This window comes from Pseudoneobacillus rhizolycopersici, from assembly GCF_054786815.1.
This window is the reverse complement of the sequence record NZ_JBTOOE010000002.1, coordinates 210,021-233,910: the sequence shown is the minus strand read 5'-3', so window position 1 is coordinate 233,910 and position 23,890 is coordinate 210,021. Positions and strand designations below refer to the sequence as shown.

Annotated in this window: 21 protein-coding genes; 4 read left to right on the top strand and 17 right to left on the bottom strand. The window is 40.1% G+C overall.

The annotated features are described in order from the left end of the window. Positions 1-151: 151 nt before the first annotated feature. Positions 152-1,621, top strand: coding sequence for a glucose-6-phosphate dehydrogenase (gene zwf, locus ACX9YW_RS03765; RefSeq protein WP_460342341.1), 1,470 nt, complete (start codon positions 152-154; stop codon positions 1,619-1,621). A gap of 24 nt (positions 1,622-1,645) precedes the next feature. Here zwf and ACX9YW_RS03760 read toward each other — a convergent pair whose 3' ends face one another. Beyond that, positions 1,646-2,911, bottom strand: coding sequence for a DNA polymerase IV (locus tag ACX9YW_RS03760; protein WP_460342338.1), 1,266 nt, complete (start codon positions 2,909-2,911; stop codon positions 1,646-1,648). Between the two features lie 171 nt (positions 2,912-3,082). Here ACX9YW_RS03760 and pepF point away from each other — a divergent pair, with 171 nt between their 5' ends. After that, the gene (gene pepF, locus ACX9YW_RS03755) at positions 3,083-4,894 is read left to right on the top strand and encodes an oligoendopeptidase F (RefSeq protein ID WP_460341959.1); all 1,812 of its coding nucleotides are present in this window, start codon (positions 3,083-3,085) and stop codon (positions 4,892-4,894) included. Between the two features lie 51 nt (positions 4,895-4,945). Here pepF and ACX9YW_RS03750 read toward each other — a convergent pair whose 3' ends face one another. Together ACX9YW_RS03750 and ACX9YW_RS03745 are read right to left on the bottom strand one after the other, a co-directional pair. Next, a complete protein-coding gene (locus ACX9YW_RS03750; RefSeq protein ID WP_460341956.1) occupies positions 4,946-6,022 on the bottom strand; it encodes a DNA alkylation repair protein in 1,077 nt (358 codons plus the stop codon). Between the two features lie 27 nt (positions 6,023-6,049). Continuing rightward, a complete protein-coding gene (locus ACX9YW_RS03745; RefSeq protein WP_460341953.1) occupies positions 6,050-6,565 on the bottom strand; it encodes a YbaK/EbsC family protein in 516 nt (171 codons plus the stop codon). A 129-nt stretch (positions 6,566-6,694) separates the two neighbouring features. On the opposite strand from ACX9YW_RS03745, the gene ACX9YW_RS03740 reads away from it, so the two are divergent. After that, positions 6,695-6,949, top strand: a complete 255-nt coding sequence (locus ACX9YW_RS03740; RefSeq protein ID WP_460341951.1) for a DUF2533 family protein — start codon at positions 6,695-6,697, stop codon at positions 6,947-6,949. A 107-nt stretch (positions 6,950-7,056) separates the two neighbouring features. Here the strand turns inward: ACX9YW_RS03740 and ACX9YW_RS03735 are convergent, their stop codons facing one another. The 3 genes from ACX9YW_RS03735 to mce form a co-directional block, all read right to left on the bottom strand. Further along, positions 7,057-8,178 (bottom strand): tripeptidase T, encoded by a 1,122-nt coding sequence (locus ACX9YW_RS03735; RefSeq protein ID WP_460341949.1) that lies wholly within the window; start codon positions 8,176-8,178, stop codon positions 7,057-7,059. Positions 8,179-8,254: 76 nt separating this feature from the next. Continuing rightward, positions 8,255-9,805 (bottom strand): acyl-CoA carboxylase subunit beta, encoded by a 1,551-nt coding sequence (locus tag ACX9YW_RS03730; RefSeq protein ID WP_460341946.1) that lies wholly within the window; start codon positions 9,803-9,805, stop codon positions 8,255-8,257. Further along, positions 9,805-10,218 carry a methylmalonyl-CoA epimerase gene (gene mce, locus ACX9YW_RS03725; RefSeq protein ID WP_460341943.1) on the bottom strand — a complete coding sequence of 138 codons (414 nt, stop codon included), beginning with the start codon at positions 10,216-10,218 and terminating at the stop codon, positions 9,805-9,807. The genes ACX9YW_RS03730 and mce overlap by 1 nt, the downstream gene beginning before the upstream one ends. A 146-nt stretch (positions 10,219-10,364) precedes the next feature. On the opposite strand from mce, the gene prli42 reads away from it, so the two are divergent. Beyond that, on the top strand, positions 10,365-10,460 hold the full coding sequence (prli42, locus tag ACX9YW_RS03720) for a stressosome-associated protein Prli42 (RefSeq protein ID WP_460341940.1): 96 nt from the start codon (positions 10,365-10,367) through the stop codon (positions 10,458-10,460). A gap of 37 nt (positions 10,461-10,497) precedes the next feature. Here prli42 and ACX9YW_RS03715 read toward each other — a convergent pair whose 3' ends face one another. The 11 genes from ACX9YW_RS03715 to buk all read right to left on the bottom strand — a co-directional run bounded on the left by ACX9YW_RS03715 (position 10,498) and on the right by buk (position 23,830). Next, positions 10,498-11,016 carry a L,D-transpeptidase gene (locus ACX9YW_RS03715; protein WP_460341937.1) on the bottom strand — a complete coding sequence of 173 codons (519 nt, stop codon included), beginning with the start codon at positions 11,014-11,016 and terminating at the stop codon, positions 10,498-10,500. A 29-nt stretch (positions 11,017-11,045) separates the two neighbouring features. Next, positions 11,046-12,029: an aromatic acid exporter family protein gene (locus tag ACX9YW_RS03710; protein ID WP_460341934.1), complete on the bottom strand. Its 984-nt coding sequence runs from the start codon at positions 12,027-12,029 to the stop codon at positions 11,046-11,048. 78 nt (positions 12,030-12,107) lie between these two features. Beyond that, positions 12,108-12,545: a BrxA/BrxB family bacilliredoxin gene (locus tag ACX9YW_RS03705; RefSeq protein WP_460341931.1), complete on the bottom strand. Its 438-nt coding sequence runs from the start codon at positions 12,543-12,545 to the stop codon at positions 12,108-12,110. A 109-nt stretch (positions 12,546-12,654) separates the two neighbouring features. Continuing rightward, positions 12,655-13,659, bottom strand: coding sequence for a methylmalonyl Co-A mutase-associated GTPase MeaB (meaB, locus tag ACX9YW_RS03700; RefSeq protein ID WP_460341928.1), 1,005 nt, complete (start codon positions 13,657-13,659; stop codon positions 12,655-12,657). Then, positions 13,659-15,845, bottom strand: a complete 2,187-nt coding sequence (gene scpA, locus ACX9YW_RS03695) for a methylmalonyl-CoA mutase (RefSeq protein WP_460341926.1) — start codon at positions 15,843-15,845, stop codon at positions 13,659-13,661. Before scpA ends, meaB begins: the two co-directional genes overlap by 1 nt. Next, positions 15,835-17,658: a methylmalonyl-CoA mutase family protein gene (locus ACX9YW_RS03690; RefSeq protein WP_460341924.1), complete on the bottom strand. Its 1,824-nt coding sequence runs from the start codon at positions 17,656-17,658 to the stop codon at positions 15,835-15,837. Before ACX9YW_RS03690 ends, scpA begins: the two co-directional genes overlap by 11 nt. Positions 17,659-17,826: 168 nt before the next feature. After that, entirely contained in the window at positions 17,827-19,134 is a 1,308-nt protein-coding gene (locus tag ACX9YW_RS03685; RefSeq protein WP_460341921.1) for a dihydrolipoamide acetyltransferase family protein, read from the bottom strand. 21 nt (positions 19,135-19,155) lie between these two features. Next, entirely contained in the window at positions 19,156-20,139 is a 984-nt protein-coding gene (locus tag ACX9YW_RS03680; protein ID WP_460341919.1) for an alpha-ketoacid dehydrogenase subunit beta, read from the bottom strand. 15 nt (positions 20,140-20,154) lie between these two features. Then, positions 20,155-21,147: a thiamine pyrophosphate-dependent dehydrogenase E1 component subunit alpha gene (locus ACX9YW_RS03675; protein ID WP_460341916.1), complete on the bottom strand. Its 993-nt coding sequence runs from the start codon at positions 21,145-21,147 to the stop codon at positions 20,155-20,157. Between the two features lie 124 nt (positions 21,148-21,271). Next, positions 21,272-22,693, bottom strand: coding sequence for a dihydrolipoyl dehydrogenase (gene lpdA / locus ACX9YW_RS03670; RefSeq protein WP_460341913.1), 1,422 nt, complete (start codon positions 22,691-22,693; stop codon positions 21,272-21,274). A gap of 15 nt (positions 22,694-22,708) precedes the next feature. Beyond that, positions 22,709-23,830 carry a butyrate kinase gene (buk, locus tag ACX9YW_RS03665; protein ID WP_460341911.1) on the bottom strand — a complete coding sequence of 374 codons (1,122 nt, stop codon included), beginning with the start codon at positions 23,828-23,830 and terminating at the stop codon, positions 22,709-22,711. Positions 23,831-23,890 lie beyond the last annotated feature (60 nt).

Sequence of the window (23,890 nt, the reverse complement as noted above, 5' to 3'; positions counted from 1 at the left end):
AGACCCACTAGCAAATACAAAAGCTAATCAAAAACAATTCATTGCACAAATACAAAAGAAAAGATAAAATTTTGAATTTGGGTGAAACTTTTCTAACAATTACATAAAAGCGAGGTTCTAAATCGTGGTACACAAACCGACAGCATTAATGATGATTTTTGGAGCAACAGGGGACTTGGCAAATCGAAAGCTATTCCCATCTTTATATCAATTGTTTATCAAAGGAAAGCTTTCCGAACGTTTCGCAGTGGTTGGCGTGGCGAGAAGATCCCTTACTAATGAACAATTTCAAGAAAATGTAAAAGAATCTATTACAACTTTCCTTGGTAATACAGATAGATTGGAGGAATTTGCGTCTCATTTTTACTATCAATCACACGATATTGCTGATCCAAGCTCATACGCAACCCTAAAAAATTTAGCAGCAGAACTTGATCAGCATTACGGCTTGGCTGGTAACCGAATTTTCTACTTGGCAATGGCGCCAGAGTTTTTTGGCCAAATAGCTCAGCATTTAAAATCCGATGGCTTAACAGACGTTAGTGGATTTAAACGCCTGGTGATTGAAAAACCATTTGGCCATAACTTGGAATCAGCCAAAGAACTAAACGAACAAATTCGCAAAGCTTTCTCTGAAAATGAAATTTATCGAATTGACCATTATCTTGGAAAAGAAATGGTGCAGAACATTGAAGTCATTCGCTTTGCCAATGCGATTTTTGAACCGCTGTGGAACAACCGTTATATTTCCAATATTCAAGTAACCTCGAGTGAAACGCTTGGAGTAGAAGAACGTGGTCGCTATTACGAAAAAAGCGGCGCCTTAAGAGATATGGTTCAAAACCATATGCTTCAAATGGTTGCCTTGCTTGCCATGGAGCCACCAATTAAACTGACAACGGATGAAATTCGCTCGGAAAAGGTGAAAGCGTTACGAGCCATGCGACCATTAGAGGGTGAAGAAGTAAAACAATATTTTGTTAGGGGACAATATGGGCAAGGAACGGTGGAGGATGTCCAAGTCCCAGCTTATCGTGACGAAAAAATGGTTGACCCTACTTCTAATACCGAAACCTTTGTTGCCGGAAAGCTAATGATTGACAATTTCCGTTGGGCTGGTGTTCCATTTTATATTCGAACAGGGAAAAGAATGACAGCCAAGTCAACGAAAATTGTTGTGCAATTTAAAGATATTCCGATGAATCTTTATTACCAAAAGGAGGAATCATTGAACCCGAATCTTCTTGTTATCCATATCCAGCCAGAAGAAGGAATAACCCTTTATTTAAATGCCAAAAAAGCAGGTCAGAAAATGGATGCTACTCCCATTCGATTAAACTTTGCGGTAAAGGGTCGCGATGCGATGAATACGCCGGAAGCATATGAAACACTATTGTATGATTGTATGCATGGTGATGCGACCAATTTTACCCATTGGGATGAGGTTGCCCTTTCTTGGAGCTTCGTGGATAAAATTTCACAGGTCTGGGAAAATGAGAAGGCTGAAAGTTTTCCTAATTACGAATCAGGCTCAATGGGGCCAAAGTCTGCTGACGAATTACTGGAAAAGGAAGGCTTTTTCTGGTGGCCAATTACAGATTTAGTTGTTGAGACTTGTTAATTCAAAGGGGAGGGTTACTCAAATTTACGAGTCATCCTCCCCTTTTATTTGTAGAAAATCGCGATTAAAGCTCGTAAATGTACCAGCTTGATTTTTTTTGATTTCCTTCTCACTAGCGTTTTCAATAATATTTTTTCCGAACTTTTCCTTTAGCATCTCGACCGTTTGAATGAGCGGTTCTTTTTTAGCTTCTTTTTCATAAGAAAAAAGATCAAGTTGCTTGACTGCATGACCGTGATCGGTTAATTCCGAAGCCGTAATCCCTAAAAGTCGAATCGGATCTCCATTCCAATTCTTTAAAAATAACTGCTTAGCCAATGAAAAAATCTCTTCTTTCTGAAAAAAAGGATTATCTACTTTCTTGCTTCTGGTAATCGTCTTCCTATCTTTAAAGCGAATTGTTACCCCAATAGAGCTGGCAACAACCTTTTTTCGTTTCATTCGAATCGAAACTGTATCAGAAAGGTTCTCCAAAACATGGAACAATTCATGTTGATTTGTCGTATCCCTTGGTAAGGTAGTGGAATTTCCAATCGACTTAAAATCCTCCACCGATTCCGGGTCAACCAGCCTTGGGTCGATTCCGTTAGCCCGTTCTTTTATCCGGATTCCATTGATACCTAATAAAGCTTTTAACTGAATATCTGAAGCAACAGCTAAATGACCAACCGTTTCAATGCCAATCGTTTTTAATTTTTCAGCGGTCCGTTTACCGACCCCATGCATTTCATAGGTAGGTAGCGGCCAGAGCACGTTAGGGATATCTCGTTTTCGTAATACCGTAATTCCTAGCGGTTTTTTCATATCGGAGGCCATCTTGGCCAAAAATTTATTCGGAGCAATACCGATACTGCACGGAAGATCGAGTTGTTCCTTTAGTCTCTTTTGAATAATTTCAGCAATTTGCAAAGGGCTGCCAAATCGGTAGCTCTCGGTAATGTCCATATAGCCTTCATCAATCGAAACAGGCTCTACGAGATCCGAGTATTGTCGTAAAATATCAAACATCGCCAAGGAGGAAGCACGGTATCGGTCAAAATTAGGCTTCATCACAATAAGTCCAGGACAAAGCTTTTTAGCTTCCCAAAGGGGCATTGTCGTTTTCACACCATACTTTCTCGCCTCATAACTACAAGTGATAATAATCCCCCGACGCTCCTCGACATTACCGGCAATCGCAAGCGGTTTTCCTTTCAGCGAGGAATCGTATGCCATTTCAACAGAAGCGTAAAAACTATTCATATCGACATGTAAAATGACTCTGCCATTTTTCGGGTAATACTGCTTCATCATAAGGCCACTCCTCTAAATTATCTGCTAGATTTATTTTAATACAAAAAGACGTTAATAAGCTAAAAGTGGAAAGATTCAGAAAAAAATACTATCATAATAAGTAAATAGGATTTATAATATTTATTAGTTTTTCGAAATATTAGATTAACGAATAATGGGGGTAAAAACATGAGTAAAACAGCAGAAAAACGTTATGTGCGTTCAGAGGTACCCGAGCATTTAACATGGAATCTTAAAGATCTATTTCCAAATGTTGAAGCTTGGGAAGCGGAGTTATCCTCCATTGAAACCGACCTATCTTCAGTGACAAAATATAAAGGTCGCCTTGGTGAAGGTGTTAAAAGCTTTTACGAATGCCTATTAGCTCAAGAAAATCTGCAACAAAGGTTAGTCCTTGTAAGTGCGTATTCAGGCTTAAGACAAACTGAAGATGGAACTAATCCGGTTAACCAAGCCAATTCCGCTAGATTTGCTGCCTTAGCAACAAAAGTCAATGCTTCATTAGCCTTTGTTTCTTCAGAGATCCTTGCACTTCCTGAAGGTACAGTTGACACATACATAAAAGCGGAACCTGGGTTAGAACCTTTTCGAAAAAACCTAACAGAATTATTAGACTCAAAGAAACATAAGCTGTCTCCAGAAACCGAAATGGCTCTAGCTTCATTGGGGGAAGTTCAAGGAGCCCCTTATAAAATCTATGAAATGAGTAAATCTGCTGACATGCAGTTTTCCTCCTTCCTTGATGAAGAAGGAAATGAACTGCCAAATTCATTTGCATTATTCGAAGATCGATATGAATTTTCACCAAACACTTATGTTCGCAGAAAGGCATATGAGTCGTTTGTTGCTGGCTTAAAGCAATATAAAAATACTTTTGCTACTGTATATGCTACTGAGGTGAAAAAACAAGTTGCCTTAGCCCGGTTAAGAAACTATGAATCCGTCACTCATATGCTTCTTGATCCGCAACAAGTGACCGTTGAAATGTACAACAATCAACTAGATATTATCTTAAATGAACTTGCTCCACATATGAGACGTTTCGCAGAATTAAAGAAGCGTGTGCTTGGGCTTGATAAGATGACATTTGTGGATTTAAAAGCACCTTTAGATCCAGATTTCAATCCGGCAACAACCTATGAAGAAGCAAGCAAGGTAATTCTGGAGTCATTGAAGGTTATGGGACCTGAATATTGCGAAATCATGGAAAAGGGACTTACTGAAAGATGGGTAGACTTAGCCGATAATGTTGGAAAATCAACAGGTGCATTCTGCTTAAGCCCATACGGTGCCCATCCTTATATTTTAATCACTTGGACGGATACGATGCGTGGCGCATTCGTTCTTACCCATGAGCTTGGCCATGCTGGACATTTCTATCTAGCAAACAAGCATCAACGCATTTTTAACACAAGACCTTCAACATACTTTGTTGAGGCTCCGTCAACGATGAACGAGCTATTATTAGGTCAGCATTTAATGAAAAATACGAACGACCCACAAATGAAGCGTTGGGTTATTCTGCAATTACTAGGAACGTATTATCATAACTTTGTTACACATCTGCTTGAGGGCGAATATCAACGCCGTGTGTATGCCCTTGCGGAACAAGGTAAACCATTAACAGCTACGACATTATGCGAAACAAAAGCAGATGTTCTAAAAACGTTCTGGGGCGACTCCGTTGAGATTGATGAGGGTGCAAGCTTAACATGGATGCGCCAGCCACATTATTACATGGGTCTATATCCTTATACGTATTCTGCTGGATTAACTGCTTCGACAGCTGTGGCACAGATGATAAAAGAGGAAGGTCAGCCAGTTGTGGATCGTTGGTTAGAGGTTCTAAAAGCAGGCGGTACAATGAAACCACTTGACTTATTAAAGCTTGCTGGTGTGGATATGTCACAACCGGAGCCAATCAAAAAAGCCGTATCATTTGTTGGATCATTGGTGGATGAATTGGAGCAATCTTATTAATATTGAATCTTCAAAAAAAGCATCGGAATTTTGCGTTCCGATGCTTTTTGCCTATATGACTTCAAAGTCCAATGAATCTTTTACACTTCCATTTATGATAACGGAAATGGTATGTATCCCCCGATAATGCTTACGAGTGGTTAAATCTTTAAAGGATTGTTTTTTTACAAAAGTTCTTTTCTCATTTTCCTTTATTTCAAAACTACTTATCATAAATACCTTCTTGGATCTTTTACCATTAGCTTTTACATAATCAATACTATACTCAACTCGCACAGGCATTGTTTTGTTAGAAAAAAGAGTAAAGTAAAATTGAATGGAATCGTCAATTGAGACCACTTTCTTATCTAAGGAAAAATGGCCCAATTCAATGGCTTCATCATCTTTAAATCCAAATAACGCCAACGTGCGAGGATTCCCTTTTTTCAGTAATGACCGACAGGCATGTTTAATAATCCAATCAGTTTGCTTATTCTTTGCCAACCACTCACTTGCCAGGTTCAATACCAACTCAGGATGGATATAAGAAATATCATTTAAATGATTGGCGACGCTTTTCCGAACATAGAGGGAATCATCTTCCCTCAAGTTAGTGAGAATCGGAAGAGTTACCTCCGGATTTTTCTTGAGTGACGGGACAGATTGCCCCCATGGAAGCCGTGGTCTACTCCCCTCGCTTGCCAACCGCCTTATATGTTCATTGGAATCCTTAGACCATTCAAGCATTTGTTTAAGCATCCTGTCTTGATTTTTTAATAGAAATGGTCTTACCGCAAATTCAGAGGTTGAGTATGGTGTTAAAAAGGCTAGCGCTTCCATTGATACATCCCAATATTCTAATCCATACTGATCCACATAATCAGGAAAAATAATCCCAGCAAGTCCAGTGAATTGAGGGGCTACTTTATACAAAATCTTAAGAGCTTCCGTATAGTCATTTGGCAATGTTTCATGCATGGACACCGTAATTCGGCGCATCCGTTCCTTTAAGGCAAGTTCATTCCAATCAAGTTGAATGACAAGTTCATGAAATTTTTCAGTTTCAAATGGGGGATAGACCATTAGGAACGCATTACCTAACTTCGCAACAAACTCCTCATTATAAATATATCTTAATTCTTCCGCCAAATATATGTACCTCCACTTTTACCCTGATTACCCTAAATTACTTAAAACTTGCGAATCTGTCAGTTCTTCCTCTCCCCACCCTTTACAAACGTCGACCCATTTAACAGCAAATGAATATTCATAAATTTCATCACAACTTAATTCAATCGCTGAGTTGGTGCTACCACATGCCGGGAACAATGTCTCAAACCGTTTCATTGAAACATCTAAAAATACGGTTAAATCATTTTTTAAGCCAAATGGACAAACTCCACCCACAACATGCCCTGTTTGCTCGACTACTTCCTCAGGAGAAAGCATTCGCGCTTTAAAACCAAATTCTTCACGAAATTTTTTATTATCAATTTTAGCATCACCGGCAGCGACAACGAGTATGGCTTTATCTTCGTCTCCTCTAAAGGACAAAGTCTTAGCAATTCGTGCAGGCATAACGCCAATGGCTTCAGCGGCTAACTCAACAGTTGCGCTTGTAGTCTCAAACTCCATCATATCGGCTTCACGATTCCACTTTTTAAAATGCTCCTTAACACTTTCAAAAGACATACTATTCATCCCTCCGTCAGTTTATTATCGTAAATAATAACACATTAACATAGTGAAAAAGAAATATTTTCTATCGGATTAAAATTATTGCTATAATACATGGTAGTAATATCCTAAGGAGTGAAACCCATGAGTGTTCATAAAGAACTGGCCCAACATGCCGAAAAACAAAACAAGCTGTATCAGCAATTCATACAACTAGACCAAATGAGAGAGTCTTACATAGAGGAAGCAGTAGAATTATGTAAACAGGGCAAAACTTTCTCTACTGATAAAATTAATGAAATTACCAATCAAATGAACAAAATGAATATCCGTTTCGTACCCTTCCGCAAAAATGTTACAACCGAAATGGTCCAAGAATATGTAAATAAATTAAAGTAAAGGTAACTATCTGTAATAGAGCAGTGGTTTAAAATGAAGTCTACAAAATTATACAAATAAAATAAAAAGTAAGGAGTGCTACCCGCTAAGGGAACACTCCTTTTTGATTAGCTATTTGTAACTTCATCAATGATCGCTAATGTCATTTCAGCTAACTTATTTAATTCTTCGATAGGCATTCTTTCATTGGTTGTGTGAATCTCTTCGTATCCGACCGCTAGAACAACCGTAGGAATACCATGACCTGCAATCACGTTGGCATCACTGCCACCACCGCTATGCATTAATTCACAGCTGCGATTAATCTTAGCGGCAGCCTTTCGAGCAACCTCCACAACATGATCGCCTTCTGCGAATTTAAAGCCAGGATACATTACCTGAACATCAACCTCTGCTTTTCCACCGAACTCCGCTGCTGCACTTTCGAAAGCATCCTTCATTTTTGCCACTTGTGCTTCCATTTTTTCAGGAACTAGCGAACGTGCTTCCGCTAAAATATCAACTCGATCACAAACGATATTGGTTTGTGTGCCGCCTTCAAAACGTCCAATATTAGCCGTAGTTTCTTTATCAATACGTCCTAGTGGCATTCTAGCTACTGCCTTGGCCGCAATCGTAATCGCTGAAACTCCTTTTTCTGGAGCTACTCCGGCATGAGCCGTTTTACCTAGAATGGTCGCTTTTACTTTGGCTTGAGTTGGTGCTGCCACGACAACATTTCCAACCTTGCCATCGCTGTCAAGGGCATAGCCGAATTTAGCTTTTAATAGACTAGGATCAATCGCTTTTGCCCCCACTAGACCGGATTCTTCCCCGACCGTAATGACAAACTGAATTGAACCATGGGGTAGGTTCTGTTCTTTTAGAACACGGATAACTTCAAAAAGTACTGCCAATCCCGCTTTGTCATCAGCACCTAAAATGGTGGTTCCATCAGTCACAACATATCCATCCTTAATAGATGGTTTAATGCCTTTTCCGGGGACAACCGTGTCCATATGACAAGTAAAATAAATGGGATCAACACCTTCTTTTGTACCATTTAAGGTACAAATTAAATTGCCTGCACCGTGGCCAGTTTTAGCAGTCGTGTCATCTTCAAACACGTCCACACCTAAGTCGGTAAATTTTTGTTTTAAAACTTTAGCAATTTCTGTTTCAAATTTTGTTTCAGAATCGATTTGAACAAGTTCTAAAAACTCGTCTAAAAGGCGCTGCTCGTTGATCATTTTTTAAACCTCCAAATATGTATTCTATTTCAGTATAATATAGAATGATCTTTATCTACAAACGGAATAGATTCTCTTACAACGGTATATTCCCATGTTTCTTTGCAGGTCTAGTTTCCTTTTTATGACGCAGCATTTCTAGTGCCTGAATAATTTTAATCCTAGTATCGCGTGGATCAATCACATCGTCAACCATACCACGGCTTGCAGCAACATACGGGTTGGCGAACTTTTCACGGTATTCCTCAATCTTTTGCTGACGAACCGCTTCAGGATTATCACTATTTTCGATTTCACGAGCAAAAATAATATTGGCAGCACCTTGAGGACCCATAACGGCAATTTCCGCATTCGGCCACGCAAATACTAAATCAGCACCAATCGATTTGCTGTTCAGCGCAACATATGCCCCACCATATGCCTTTCGCAAAATCACCGTTAATTTTGGTACCGTTGCTTCAGAATAGGCGTATAAAATCTTAGCACCGTGACGGATGATTCCGCCGTGCTCCTGCTTTACTCCGGGGAAAAAACCTGTCACATCTTCAAATGTGATGATTGGAATATTAAAAGAATCACAGAAACGGATAAAGCGGGAAGCTTTATCAGAAGAATCGATGTCCAGTCCACCTGCCATAAATTTAGGCTGATTACAAACAAGACCGACTACTTCTCCTTTAATTCTTGCTAAACCAACCACAATATTTTTCGCAAAGTCCTGATGAACCTCCATAAATGTATCACGATCAACCACTTGCTCGACTACCTTGCGAACGTCATATGGGCGCACCGCATCGAAAGGAACGAGATCTGTTAAGTCGGGACGATAATCATCTTCCATATCAGCTTCCAAACGTGGTGGTTTTTCCTCATTATTTTGCGGCAAATAACTTAGCAACTGACGGACCTTCAATAAAATTTCCTCTTCCGTCTTGCTATGAAAATGAACATTCCCACTAATCGAGCTATGAACGAGTGCTCCTCCTAAATCCTCTGCAGAAATTTTTTCACCGGTAACTGTTTCAATCACCTTTGGACCAGTAATAAACATTTGGCTTGTTTTTTCGACCATGAAAACAAAATCAGTAATCGCCGGCGAATAAACAGCTCCACCTGCACACGGTCCCATGATAACCGAAATTTGTGGAATCACACCTGAATAAATCGCATTTCGGTAAAAGATATGGCCATATCCATCGAGAGAAACAACACCCTCCTGAATACGAGCACCACCTGAGTCATTAAGGCCAACAAAAGGAGCACCATTCTTAGCCGCAAGATCCATTACATTCGCTATCTTTTTCGCATGCATTTCCCCTAAAGCTCCGCCAAAAACAGTAAAGTCTTGTGAAAATAAATAGATTGGTCTACCGTTCACTTTCCCGTATCCTGTAACAACTCCATCCCCAGGAGCCCTCTGTTCATTTAAACCAAAATCCGTACATCGGTGCTCAAGGAAGGGATTTAGTTCGACAAATGAACCTTTATCGACTAGCAATTCGATTCGCTCTCGTGCAGTAAGCTTCCCCTTTTCATGTTGCTTCTGAATGCGCTCATCACCGCCACCCAGCTCAATTTCCCGTTTTCGGTCATAGAGATCATTTATTTTTTCATAGATGTCTGTCATTAGTTGTCCAATCCTTTCTTTTCGCAGTATTCCACTAGAACGCCACCCGTTGATTTGGGATGCATGAAGGCGACCATTGCTCCTCCAGCCCCAGGTTTCGGGGTTTCATTAATCATGCGTATTCCCTTCTCCTTGATTTCGTCAATTCTTTCTTGAATGGAATCCACCGCTAAGGCTAAATGATGAATTCCTTCGCCACGCTTCTCCAAAAAAGCGGCAATCGGACTTTCGGATGAGGTAGGTTCAAGCAATTCCAATTTGGATTCACCAATTTTCAAAAATGCCACTCGCACTTTTTCACTATCAACTTCCTCTATTCCTAATAATGGAAGTCCCAAGGCATCTGTATAGAACGGAAGAGCGTTTTCCAAGGAACGAACAGCTATCCCGATATGATCAATTTTTTTTACCATTTATAACCTCTCCATCTATCATTTTCAATAATCCTTATAATTCGACAAAAATGTCATAAATCCTTCTTAATTTGAGGAGTTGTTCAAAAGGCGTTTTCTAGGTAAAATAGAGTTAATTAATTGGATTCGTAGAAAGGAGAATCTCTATGTCCAACAAAAAAAGGCAAAAAATCATTGTGTATCTCATGCTTGGTGCGATGCTTGCATCTACTATTCTTATTGGAATTTCATCATTCTTATAAAAAGTGGCGGGACTGCTCCATGTTGGAGCAGTCCCTTTTAGTAGTTTATTGCTTTATGCTTTTTGGCGATTTCTTCGAAACTTTTCGAAGAGGTCGTTACGACAATTTTCGTTCCAATGGGGATATAATCAAATAAAGATTCAATCGCTTCATTTTGGAGGCGGATACAGCCTTGCGAGACATTTTTACCAATCGATTCAGGCTGATTTGTCCCATGTAGCCCGAAAATACGTCCATCAGTGTTTTCGGCATCAAATCCAATCCATCTTGTTCCAAGTGGATTATCCGGTGCTCCTCCTGGAATATCTTTTTTACGATAGTAAGGATCTTTTGCTTTTACCGTTATTGTAAAAGTCCCCTCTGGAGTTAAATCCTCCGTTGCACCTGTCGCCACACTTACCACTGTTTGAATACGATTTTCATTCACAAATGCCAATTCATTTGTTTTTTTATTAACAATGACAAACGGATCACCTGGTAATGGGTTTGGTCCTAATGGCCAAATTGGTGAAGTAAAGAAAAATGTAAGTAGTAAGGTTGAAAATGTTTTAAACATACTATCACCCTATTAGAGAGTCATTTTCTTTAGTTTGCCTCGGTAACCATTTTTTGATTCTTATGGATGCCTTTAAACGAACTTTTTATGATTAAATATTGTTCAATTTCTCTAATAATTTGAAACAATGCTGCCCGCGCTTCGAATTCTTCACGCGTTGTCGGTAATGGCATTTCCTCAAATTCTATTTTCAGGTTGTTTAATTTTCCTAAAAATATCGAAGCTGTGTTTCCAGGATGTATTCGCTCAGAAAGTTCTTCAAAAAAATCAGCTGTCATATGGCTATGGTTAGTTGTAAGTGGGATACTCGTAATTAAAGGAAGAATTCGCTCGATAATTTCTAGTTGTTTTTCTCTCATTTTAAAATAATGAAAGTAAAGATTTTCATTTCTCCAAAATCGATTTTCAATTTCTCGAAAAGAAATCACTTTGGCTTCTTCTATCACCTTGTCAACTTCAACGAGTTCCTTACCGTCCCATTCACTATTTCCTGTTTTTAAGTATTCCACCATTTCCTTGAAAATGATTCTTAAATAGTCCTCAATTTTCACCTGGTATTCCTCAAGCTTTTTATCCACACTTGGCATGTATAAATTCATAATTAATGCTACGCCAATACCGGTTATGATGATACCAAACTCCTGAATAATCATCGGCCAGGTAATTTTTCCAGCAGTATAAATATGTAAGATAATAACCGTACTAGTGACCACACCATCTTTTAATTTTAACATTACTAATAATGGAATAAATAATAACAACATCAAGCCAATCATTATCGGATGATAGGCTATACCTTCAAAAAATAAATAGGAAACCGGCATTGCTAACGTACAAGCCATAAATCGGTCCCATGAGGTTCTGAGTGTTTTGCGTTTTGTTACTTGGATACATAAAATCGTAATGATTCCTGCAGATACAAAGCTTTTTAAGCCAAGTTGATGAGCTAGCATGATAGCGAGGGTGGTACCTAAGGCCGTTTTGATGGTTCGATATCCGATTTGATATTTCATAAGCAGCTCCTATATCAATAAAAAAAGATGATCAGTTTAATGACCATCTATTAATTAGCATTTCCTTATCAATTATTATTAAACTTCCTCACAATGCTCTTCAAATGCATTTTGTAATTTAGTTACGACTGACATCAAATCATGACCCTCAATGTCATGTCTTTCAATCATCTTAACTAGCTTTCCATCCTTTAAAAGCGCAAACGATGGAGATGATGGTGGAAAACCAGTAAAGTAGGTTCTTGCTTTTTCTGTTGCTTCCTTATCTTGCCCAGCAAAAACTGTTACAAGGTGATCAGGACGCTTGTCATAATGGAGAGAATGAGCAGCAGCCGGTCTAGCGATTCCTCCTGCACAACCGCAAACTGAGTTTACCATAACCAGTGTCGTGCCTGACTTTGTTAAAGCATGATCCACTTCCTCAGTTGTTTTCAATTCCTCATATCCAGAAGCCGTAATTTCTTGGCGAGCTTGGCGAACGACATCGTTCATAAACAAATTAAAATCCATATTCATGATGAAATCCCCTTTCTATATGTAGTTAACATTATCATACCAATTTATTAGATAGAATTTCAATGTAAGAGTATTTTCATAAAAACCCATCCACTCATCATGGATAGGCTTAAATATCATTAAACAACTCCATTACCGCAGTGGTAACGGTTTTTTCACCATCCATAACAGCCTGCTCTATCCCATGAAGAGCATTTTTTACCTCTGGTCGCCCGAAAAACTGCAAATGAAGCTGGTCACTAATCATCGCATGTAACCACTCACGCACTTGCTTCCTACGACGTTCATCAAATATACCAGAAGCCTTCGTCTTTTGTTCAAACTCAAGAATCACTTCCCAAATTTCCGCAACTCCCTCAAAATGCAACGCCGAGCAAGTGAAAGCCTTCGTTGTCCAGCCAGGAGTCACAGGATGAAGAAAATGCAGAATTTGAGTGTATTCCTTTTTGGTCTTAAGAGCGAGTGGTTTGTTATCCCCATCTGCCTTATTCACAACTATCGCATCAACCAGTTCCATAATCCCCTTTTTCATCCCTTGGAGCTCATCACCAGCCCCTGTTAAAACCAGCATTAGGAAGAAGTCAACCATATCACGAATAAGCGCTTCGCTTTGGCCAACACCAACAGTTTCTACTAAAATCACGTCATAACCGGCCGCTTCGCATAACAACATCGTTTCTCTTGTTTTTCGGTGAATCCCGCCAAGTTTCCCTTCAGAAGGTGACGGGCGAATAAACGCATTCTCCTGCTTAGACAGCTGCTCCATTCTTGTTTTATCGCCGAGAATACTGCCCCCACTTATGCTTGAACTCGGGTCAACGGCCAAAACCGCCACCCGCAGTCCAAGATTGCATAAATGCATACCAATGGCCTCAATAAAAGTACTTTTTCCTGCCCCGGGCACTCCAGTTATCCCTATTCTCAAAGCTCCCCCTGTAAATGGGAGCAGCATATGTAGCAGTTCTTGGGCTAACGTAAAATGCTTTTCCGCATTGCTTTCGATTAAGGTAATCGCCCTTGCTAAGCTACTACGATCTTTTCGTAAAATTCCTTCAAATAATTCTGAAACCGATATTGATGAACCACCCTCACGCTTTTTAAATCGACCGCTCATTATACTTCCTCATAACCTAATTGTTGATAAATGGCACGAATAACCTTCTGGGCAGCAACCGGAATAACCGTCCCTGGTCCAAAAATGGCTGCTGCGCCATTTTCGTAAAGAAATTCGTAGTCGTGGAATGGAATGACTCCGCCAGCTACGACTAGAATGTCTTCACGTCCAAGTTTTTTAAGCTCCTCTACTAGCTGAGGCAACAACGTTCTATGACCAGCGGCTAGTGAGCTCATTCCGACGACATGAACGTCGTTTTCTACCGCTTGACGGGCGGTTTCTTCCGGAGTTTGGAACAAAGGACCGATATCAACATCAAAACCTAAATCGGCAAACGCAGTTGAAATGACCTTAGCCCCACGATCATGACCATCCTGACCCATTTTCGCAATTAATATCCGCGGTCGTCTACCTTCATTCTCCAAAAATTCATCGGTCATTTCTTTAACAGTCTTAATCTCTTCTTCATTTGAAAACGCACTGCTGTACACACCGCTAATCGAACGAATCACCGCCTTATGTCTACCGGCTACTTTTTCAATCGCGTCAGAAATTTCACCTAACGTTGCTCGAGCACGAGCTGCTTGGACAGCAAGGTCTAATAAATTCCCTTCTCCACTTCGTGCAGCTTCAGTTAAAGCTGTTAGAGCAATCTCGACTTCCTTATCATTGCGGAATTCCTTTAATTTCGCTAACTTCTCTAACTGCTTCATCCGAACAGCAGTGTTATCGATATTTAAAATTTCGATAGATTCTTCTTCCTCTAACCGGTAGCGATTGACACCGATAATAACCTCTTTACCCGAGTCAATTTGTGCCTGTCTCCTAGCCGCCGCTTCCTCAATACGCATTTTCGGCAAGCCGGTCTCAATCGCCTTAGCCATTCCACCAAGACTTTCAATTTCTTCGATATGCTCCCAAGCACGGTCAATTAACTGCTTCGTTAATGCCTCCACATAGTACGAACCGCCCCATGGGTCAATCACATTAGTAATGCCTGATTCTTCTTGTAAAAATAATTGCGTATTGCGAGCAATTCTTGCCGAAAAATCAGTTGGTAGGGCAATTGCTTCATCCAGAGCATTCGTATGAAGCGATTGGGTATGGCCCATTGCTGCAGCATGGGCTTCAATTAACGTACGCATCACATTATTATATGGGTCCTGTTCGGTCAAGCTCCATCCGGATGTTTGCGAATGGGTTCTTAAGGCCAATGACTTCGAATTTTTGGGTTCAAAGGTTTTTATCATTTTCGCCCAAATGAAACGTGCAGCCCGCATTTTTGCTACTTCCATAAAATAATTCATTCCGATTGCCCAGAAGAATGATAATCTTGGCGCAAACGAATCAATATCTATTCCTGCTTTTAAACCAGTTCTTACATATTCCAGTCCATCCGCAAGCGTGTAGGCCAATTCAATATCAGCCGGTGCTCCCGCTTCTTGCATATGGTATCCCGAAATACTAATACTATTAAACTTCGGCATAAATTTAGCCGTATATTCAAAAATATCCGCGATGATTTTCATCGACATTTCCGGTGGATAAATATAAGTGTTACGGACCATATATTCTTTTAAAATATCATTTTGAATCGTTCCTGATAGCTTTTCCCTGCTGACCCCTTGTTCTTCAGCAGTAACTATAAAGAAGGCAAGTACCGGTAGGACCGCTCCATTCATCGTCATCGAAACGGACATTTGATCTAGCGGGATTCCGTCAAATAATATTTTCATATCTTCAATTGAATCTATTGCCACACCCGCTTTTCCAACATCGCCAACGACTCGAGGGTGGTCGGAATCGTAACCACGGTGGGTCGCAAGGTCAAAGGCAACGGATAAGCCTTTTTGCCCCATCGCTAAATTACGACGATAGAAGGCGTTACTTTCTTCCGCGGTTGAAAAACCAGCATACTGGCGAACGGTCCATGGACGGTTGACGTACATCGTTGGGTAAGGTCCGCGTGTAAATGGGGCCATTCCCGGTTTTCCGTCTAAATGCTCACAATCCTGGATATCTTCTTCTGTATATAGGGCCTTCAATTTAATTTGTTCATTGGTTTCAAATAATAGATCTTCTATCTTATGATTAACCTCTGTTTCAGCCTTCTTTTGCCAATCCGCTTTTGATACCTTTATTTCAGTATTTACGGTACTTTTGCGAAAATCAGGTTTATTCGTCATGTTCGTTCACCCCCTCAAGCTCTGTGATGATGGAATTATTAAATTGATGGCAATTCGTTTTGATATGAACAAATTCACGAATGCCTGCTTCAAGCCATTCACTTTGGTTTTCCGGTATGCCAGCTAAATAAAAAGTAACGTGTAAAAACTCCTGTTTTAACTTTTTTAAAATCTGTAGACCGGTTTCGGCATATTTTTCATTTGAGCTACAAATGACATAATGATTGAATTGGGTATCTTTAATAAAAGATGAAGCATCACCTTGGCTACGCACACCTTGAAGCCCAGCCGCTGCTAGAAACCCTGTCATAAAATCTGCACGTGCTTTATACTCTTTTAATTCACCTAAACAAATCAAGCCGATTTGGTTACTTTTCAACTGATTGGCACGTTGTCTAAGTAGTTCATAGTTTTTCGACAGACGCTGTGGTCGGATTGGCTGAATTTTATGAACACCCACTTCATATACTGCATCCTCTTTTACAAGCACTCTGTGAGCTTCTTGAAGGTTTGCATAAACATTGGTTCCGACAATGCTTTGTTTTCTTGAAAAACTATCCTGTTGGCGTTTTTCTAAAATGGCAGCAATTTCCGACTGTAGCCAGTTTGATTCAAGAACCTTCAGTAAACCACCTTGATCCTCAATCGTTAAGAAATATTCCCATGCTTTTGTAACAAGCTCATTGGTGAGTGATTCGATGTACCATGAGCCTCCTGCTGGGTCGACAATATTTTGTAGGAATGATTCTTCTTTTAAAATAAGCTGTGAGTTGCGGGCCAAGCGTTCGGCTAATGGAGTATGCCCCTCCAGCTCATTATAGGCATGAACCTGCAAATATTGAACACCACCTAAAACAGCCGCAAATGCCTCGTTACCAGCACGCAAAATATTAACATGCGGGTCATTTAATGTTTTTGTAAAATTGGAAGTCTCCGCAAAAATGTTCATACCGCGATTTTCACTTAGGACTCCATATGCCTCGCCAATTTTATCCCATAGAACGCGTGCTGCTCTAAGCTTCGCTAGCTCCATAAAAAAGTTGGCGCCGATTTGGAATTTGAAAATAATCTTTTTAAATAATTTGTCCGGCTCAATACCGTGAGCCCGTAATTCTTCTATAAAATTGACCCCGGTTGCTAGCGCAATCGCTAACTCCTGTACTGCATTGGCACCGCCGTTATGGTAAGGAGTGAGGTCGACCATTACCGTTTTTAGATTTGGTAACTTCACATCTGCATTTTTAATTGTTTCTGCCCAATTCGAAAAATACTCTTCTAATTCAAATGGTAATGAGCCTATTTTAGCTAATAAAGCGATGGGATCTTCGGCGACGAATCCAGTTGCCGTGTGATTATTAACCAAAGCTAAGAATGGCTTTTGCTGGCCATCGGATTGAATGGCTAAAGCCGCTCTTGAACTAAATTCATTTAATAATCTTTCGAAATCCTCGGTTTGGTCAAGTAACGACTTTTTTAATTCAAAAGATATCGCTGTTTGCCCTCTTTCAAAGGCTTCATTAAGGCTATCCCTTAATTGTTCAATGGTTTGATAGCGGACCTTTTGGACAATTTTCCAAGAATTTGAATGGTGACCAAGGGCATGGATTCCTCTTCGGTAATTTGAAGAACCAGGATATCCTGTTCCATTTGTGGCATCTTCCTTTGAATAAAGCGGTTTCAAAACAATGTTTTCATATGTATTCTTTAGTAGGCTTTCATACTTCTTGCCTTTTAAGGACTCTTCGACTTTTTCTCTCCATTCCTGGTCGGTCGGAGGTAAAAAACGAACATTTTTCATTTGATTGATTGGCATAGTTATGCTGTTAAAAAACTAACAGCTCCCCTCCTTTATAAAAATTGATGGCAAGATTCTAAATTATCCTTCTATTATTTTAGTATAAATTAGGTAAGAAAGAAATAAAGAAACAGCAATGAAAAAACAAAGTGGCCACCAAAATGTAGCCACTCTTGTTTTACACTATTAATATACCGAAGTATTTTCTTTTGACGTATTTTCTAAAATTTCTTTCACACGCTGCAAGAAACGGCCACAAACTAGTCCATCTAGAACACGGTGGTCAAGCGACATACATAGGTTAACCATATCACGAACGGCAATCATGCCATTGTTCATGACAACCGGGCGTTTCACAATCGATTCCACCTGTAAAATGGCTGCTTGTGGGTAATTAATGATACCCATCGATTGTACAGAGCCGAATGAACCCGTGTTATTAACAGTAAAGGTACCGCCTGTCATATCTTCTGATTTTAGTTGACCTTTTCGAACTTTCCCTGCAAGTTCCGTAATTTCACGAGCAATGCCTTTGATTGTTTTTTCGTCGGCGTGCTTGATAACTGGAACGAAAAGGGCATCGTCAGTTGCAACTGCGATATTGATGTTGATATCTTTCTTTTGGATGATTTTATCTCCTGCCCACATGGAGTTAATTTGTGGATACTCTTTTAATGCTTGCGCAACAGCTTTTACAAAGAAAGCAAAGAAAGTTAGGTTGAATCCTTCCTTTTGCTTGAAATCATCTTTAATTGAATTACGGTATTCCACTAAGTTAGTGACATCAACTTCCATCATCGTCCAAGCATGCGGTGCTTCATGCTTACTGCGAAGCATGTTTGTTGCGATAGCCTTGCGAACTCCGGTGACAGGAATTTCGATATCTCCCGGCATTGTTGGAATATTAACCGGAGTAGGTGCTGTTGATTTTTCAGCAACAACTGGACTTGTGGTAACTGTCTCTTGTTTAGTCACAGGTATCTCCACAACCGGCTCAGCTAAAGGTGCAGTGACCGCTGTTGGAACATTCCCTGATTCAATTATCGCTAATAAGTCTTTACGAGTAATTCGTCCACCAACACCCGTACCTTTCACTAGAGCCAAGTTAATGCCATGTTCTTGGGAAAGCTTTAATACAGCAGGTGAATAACGTCCTTTATTCGGAGCATTTTCTTCTTCAACCTTTGGAGCACTTGCCGCAACAGAAGATGCTTCAGCTGCTGGTGCTGGTGCTGCTGATTCGGCGTCCCCGCCTTCTACTTCAATTGTGCAAATGATTTCCCCAACTGCTAAAGTATCACCTTCGCCAGCAATAAGCTCTTTAATAACACCAGAAAAAGACGATGGAATTTCTGCGTTTACTTTATCGGTCATCACTTCTGCAAGTGGGTCGTATTTATTTACTTTCGTGCCGATGGATACGAGCCATTTCGAAATCGTTCCTTCTGTAACACTCTCCCCTAATTGGGGCATTTTGATTTGTTCAACAGCCAAGGGGTAGTCCTCCTTAATATATTAGAATTCTGCTAGTTCGCGCATCGCTTTTTCCACTTTATCTGGATTTATCATAAAGTACTTTTCCATGGTCGGTGCGTAAGGCATTGCAGGTACATCAGGACCTGCTAGACGTTTGATTGGGGCATCTAGTTCAAATAGGCAGTTTTCAGCAATGATTGCTGCCACCTCACTCATGATGCTACCTTCTTTATTGTCCTCAGTCACTAATAGGACTTTACCTGTTTTTGAAGCCGCTTCAATAATCGCTTCTTTGTCTAATGGATAAACTGTACGTAAATCAAGAATGTGAGCTGAAATTCCGTCAGCCGCTAATTTTTCCGCAGCTTGAAGAGCAAAGTGAACGCATAAGCCATAAGTAATTACGGTGATATCTTCACCTTCGCGTTTTACATCAGCCTTTCCAATTGGAAGAACATAATCAGTTTCAGGTACTTCACCTTTTATTAAGCGATATGCACGTTTATGCTCGAAAAACAATACTGGGTCCTCATCACGAATCGCCGCTTTTAATAATCCTTTAACTTCATATGGTGTAGAAGGCATAACAATTTTTAATCCTGGAGTGCTGGCAAACATTGATTCTACAGATTGAGAATGATATAAAGCACCATGAACTCCGCCGCCATAAGGTGCACGGATGACGATTGGACAGCTCCAATCATTATTGGAACGATAACGGATTTTAGCCGCCTCTGATACGATTTGGTTTACAGCAGGCATAATGAAATCAGCAAATTGCATTTCTGCAATAGGACGCATTCCATACATTGCTGCTCCGATACCTACTCCAGCAATTGCTGATTCGGCAAGTGGTGTATCTAAAACTCGGTATTCACCGAATTGATCATATAATCCTTGTGTCGCCTTAAAGACGCCACCTTTTCTTCCAACGTCTTCCCCGAGAACAAAAACTCTCGGATCTCTTTCCATTTCTTCACGAATAGCCATTGTTACTGCATCGATATATGAAATAACCGCCATCTTTGTTCCCCCCTACTATTCCGCGTAAACATATTTCATGGCATGTTCTGGATCTGCATATGGCGCATTCTCAGCATAGTCAGTTGCTTCATTGACCAAAGACATCACACCGTCATTGATTGTTTTTTCAAGCTCATCATTTAAGATACCAACCGTTTTCAAATAAGAAGCAAACATTGGAATCGGATCCTTCGCTCTAGCTTCGGCAACCTCACCTTGTTCACGATAAGCACGATCATCATCATCAGATGAATGAGGTGTTAAGCGGTAGGATATCGTTTCGATAAGAGTTGGTCCTTCGCCACGTCGACCACGGTCCGCAGCTTCCTTCACCACTTTATAAACTTCTAAAGGATCGTTACCATCTACAGTAAATCCAGGCATACCGTACCCAATTGCACGGTCTGAAACCTTTTCACAGCCTAATTGTTTCTCAATTGGGACTGAAATCGCATATTTATTATTTTCGCACATAAAAATAACTGGCAGCTTATGCACTCCTGCAAAGTTTGCCCCTTCATGGAAGTCTCCTTGGTTAGAAGAACCTTCGCCAAAAGTAACAAAAGTTACTAAATCCTTATTTTCCAGCTTGCCTGCAAGTGCGATTCCAACTGCATGCGGAACCTGAGTCGTAACAGGGGAAGAGCCAGTGACAATGCGGTTTTTCTTTTGACCAAAGTGACCAGGCATTTGACGACCACCTGAGTTTGGATCTTCAGCTTTTGCAAATCCGGAAAGCATTAATTCTTTAGCCGTCATTCCAAATGTTAGCACAACGCCCATGTCACGGTAGTAAGGCAATACATAATCTTTGTCCGTATCAAGCGCAAATGCGGCTCCTACTTGTGCAGCTTCTTGCCCTTGGCAAGAGATTACAAATGGGATTTTTCCAGCGCGATTTAATAACCACATACGCTCATCAATTCGACGTGCTAATAGCATTGTTTCATACATTTTTAATACTTGATCATCACTTAAACCTAAATCACGATGACGATTTTCCGCCATTTTTTCTACCTCCTATGTTTTAACATTTAGCTTAACGAGATTTCCCCATATCCCCATATGGCTATTCTATATTAACAGTTCGTTTTCCTTTAAAAAGAAACTCATTTTTATTAAATGACATCCATTATCCGTGAATAGCATTTCCATCTACAGCTAGAGCCGCTTCCCCAATTGCCTCTGATAGTGTTGGGTGCGGGTGAATTGTGTGTGCGATTTCCCAAGGTGTTGCATTTAGAACCATCGCAAGTCCAGCTTCAGAGATCATATCGGTTACGTGTGGCCCAATCATATGAACGCCTAATAGATCATCCGTTTCTTCGTCTGCTACGATTTTAACAAAACCATCGCTCTCCCCAAAAACAAGAGCTTTACCAATTGCCCGGAAGGAGAACTTGCCGACTTTTACCTTATAACCTCTTTCAATAGCCTGTTCTTCAGTGATTCCTACAGAAGATACTTCAGGGGTACTATAAATGCAGCGAGAAACTAAATCATAATTGATTGGCGAAGGCTTATGTCCAGCAATATGCTCTACTGCCACAATACCTTCATGGGATGCAACATGGGCCAGTTGAAGTCCACCAATGACATCACCAATGGCATATATATGTGATTCCTTTGTTTGGAAGAATTCGTTTGTCACAATAAAACCACGGTCAAGTTGTATATCCGTGTTTTCGATACCGATTCCTTCTACGTTTGCTTGACGCCCAACAGAAACTAAAATTTTCTCTGACTGGAATTCTTTCACTTCCCCTTTGATTTCCGCAGATATTCTGGTGCCATTATCCTTCACAAGTGTCTCTGAAAGAACCTTTGCACCCGTCACGATTTTTACACCTTTTTTCTTCATCAAGCGCTGCATTTCTTTAGAAATTTCCACATCTTCAGTAGGGATAATTCGATTTGCATACTCTATAACTGTTACTTCAACACCGAAATCCGATAGCATCGAAGCCCATTCAATACCGATAACTCCACCACCAACAATAATCATCGAGTTTGGTAACTGCTCCATAACTAAAGCATCGTCAGAAGTTAACACATCTTTACCGTCAATTTCTAAACCAGGTAAAGTTCTTGGACGTGAACCGGTAGCAACAATTACATTTTTTGGAATTAGCATTTCGTTTTCACTGCCATCATTCATTTCAACCGAAATAGTTCCTGGCATGGGTGAAAAAATCGATGGACCAAGGATTCTCCCAATACCATCAAAAACATCAATTTTTCCTTTTTTCATTAGCATTTGAACACCTTTATGTAACTGATCGACGATTTTTTGTTTACGCTCTTGAACCTTGATGAAATCGACCGATACTTCACTTGTAATAACACCAAAATTTTCACTATGTTTGGTTTGCGCATAAACTTCTGCACTCCTAAGTAATGCCTTACTTGGAATACAGCCTTTATGTAAGCATGTTCCGCCTAACTTTCCTTTTTCTACAACTGCTGTTTTTAACCCAAGTTGCGCAGCTTTAATAGCGGCAACGTAGCCGCCGGTGCCGCCGCCTAGAATGACTAAATCATATTCACGTGCCATCGCTTTATCTCCACCTTATACTGAAGTCATTTTTTTTATTTTTCCTGGGTAGTCCTTTTCTTGTTCTTCTCCCTTAAGGACACGAAGTGCTCCTTCGGCTAATGCCTGAAGTTCATTTTCCCCCGGATGAACAATTACATCGGCAATCCAATTAATTCTCTCGCTAATATCTTTAACAAATTCTTTCCCGTATGCTAAACCACCAGTAAGAATAATGGCATCCACTTTTCCGCGTAAAACCGCACTTGCAGAGCCAATTTCTTTAGCCACTTGATAAGCCATCGCCGAATAGACAAGTTTAGCTTTTTCATCCCCGTTTGCAATCATTTGCTCTACTTTAACCGCATCATTGGTACCCAGATAACCTACTAAACCGCCTTGACCAACTAATTTTTTCATGATTTCTTCACGGTAAAAATCACCGGAATAACATAACGAAACTAAATCACCAACTGGGACCGTTCCGGCACGTTCTGGACTGAAAGGACCATCCCCATGAAGCCCGTTGTTCACATCAACAACTCGACCTTGGCGATGTGCTCCAACTGTAATTCCACCACCCATATGAGTGACAATTATATTCATCTCTTCATACTTTTTTCCTAGTTGCTTTGCAATTCTTCTTGCAACTGCCTTTTGGTTTAAAGCATGAAAGATGCTTTTTCTCTCAATTAAAGAAAATCCAGAAATACGGGCTATTTCATCTAACTCATCAACAACAACAGGGTCAACTATATAGGATGGAATATTTAAACCTGTTGCAATTTCAAATGCAATTATTCCACCTAAATTAGAGGCATGTTGGCCCGAATATCCAGAACGCAAATCTTGAAGCATTAGCTCATTTACCGCATAGGTTCCACCCTCGATTGGACGAAGAAGTCCTCCACGGCCACAAACCGCGTTTAATTTGGAAACATTAATCCCTTCTTGATCTAGAGTTTCAAGAATCGTATTTTTACGAAATTCGTATTGATCAATAATATTATCGAACGAATTGATGATTTCGGAATCATGTCTAATTGTTTTTTCTAGTATAGAGATTTCATTATCGAAAACCCCAATTTTCGTAGATGTCGACCCCGGGTTGATAACGAGTATTCGATATTCTTGTTCTAACAACGTAGATTCCTCCATTTTTAAAAGAACCAATCATTCTTTTTCGAGAAATTTTCATCATAAAATAGGTTTAGGGGC

Excerpts from the sequence above, each read along its gene's own strand:
- zwf (WP_460342341.1), top strand. The coding sequence starts at position 152 with ATGATTTTTGGAGCAACAGGGGACTTGGCAAATCGAAAGCTATTCCCA.
- ACX9YW_RS03760 (WP_460342338.1), bottom strand. The coding sequence starts at position 2,911 with ATGAAGCAGTATTACCCGAAAAATGGCAGAGTCATTTTACATGTCGAT.
- pepF (WP_460341959.1), top strand. The coding sequence starts at position 3,083 with ATGAGTAAAACAGCAGAAAAACGTTATGTGCGTTCAGAGGTACCCGAG.
- ACX9YW_RS03745 (WP_460341953.1), bottom strand. The coding sequence starts at position 6,565 with ATGTCTTTTGAAAGTGTTAAGGAGCATTTTAAAAAGTGGAATCGTGAA.
- ACX9YW_RS03740 (WP_460341951.1), top strand. The coding sequence starts at position 6,695 with ATGAGTGTTCATAAAGAACTGGCCCAACATGCCGAAAAACAAAACAAG.
- ACX9YW_RS03735 (WP_460341949.1), bottom strand. The coding sequence starts at position 8,178 with ATGATCAACGAGCAGCGCCTTTTAGACGAGTTTTTAGAACTTGTTCAA.
- ACX9YW_RS03730 (WP_460341946.1), bottom strand. The coding sequence starts at position 9,805 with ATGACAGACATCTATGAAAAAATAAATGATCTCTATGACCGAAAACGG.
- mce (WP_460341943.1), bottom strand. The coding sequence starts at position 10,218 with ATGGTAAAAAAAATTGATCATATCGGGATAGCTGTTCGTTCCTTGGAA.
- prli42 (WP_460341940.1), top strand. The coding sequence starts at position 10,365 with ATGTCCAACAAAAAAAGGCAAAAAATCATTGTGTATCTCATGCTTGGT.
- ACX9YW_RS03715 (WP_460341937.1), bottom strand. The coding sequence starts at position 11,016 with ATGTTTAAAACATTTTCAACCTTACTACTTACATTTTTCTTTACTTCA.
- ACX9YW_RS03710 (WP_460341934.1), bottom strand. The coding sequence starts at position 12,029 with ATGAAATATCAAATCGGATATCGAACCATCAAAACGGCCTTAGGTACC.
- ACX9YW_RS03705 (WP_460341931.1), bottom strand. The coding sequence starts at position 12,545 with ATGAATATGGATTTTAATTTGTTTATGAACGATGTCGTTCGCCAAGCT.
- meaB (WP_460341928.1), bottom strand. The coding sequence starts at position 13,659 with ATGAGCGGTCGATTTAAAAAGCGTGAGGGTGGTTCATCAATATCGGTT.
- scpA (WP_460341926.1), bottom strand. The coding sequence starts at position 15,845 with ATGACGAATAAACCTGATTTTCGCAAAAGTACCGTAAATACTGAAATA.
- ACX9YW_RS03690 (WP_460341924.1), bottom strand. The coding sequence starts at position 17,658 with ATGCCAATCAATCAAATGAAAAATGTTCGTTTTTTACCTCCGACCGAC.
- ACX9YW_RS03680 (WP_460341919.1), bottom strand. The coding sequence starts at position 20,139 with ATGGCGGTTATTTCATATATCGATGCAGTAACAATGGCTATTCGTGAA.
- ACX9YW_RS03675 (WP_460341916.1), bottom strand. The coding sequence starts at position 21,147 with ATGGCGGAAAATCGTCATCGTGATTTAGGTTTAAGTGATGATCAAGTA.
- lpdA (WP_460341913.1), bottom strand. The coding sequence starts at position 22,693 with ATGGCACGTGAATATGATTTAGTCATTCTAGGCGGCGGCACCGGCGGC.
- buk (WP_460341911.1), bottom strand. The coding sequence starts at position 23,830 with ATGGAGGAATCTACGTTGTTAGAACAAGAATATCGAATACTCGTTATC.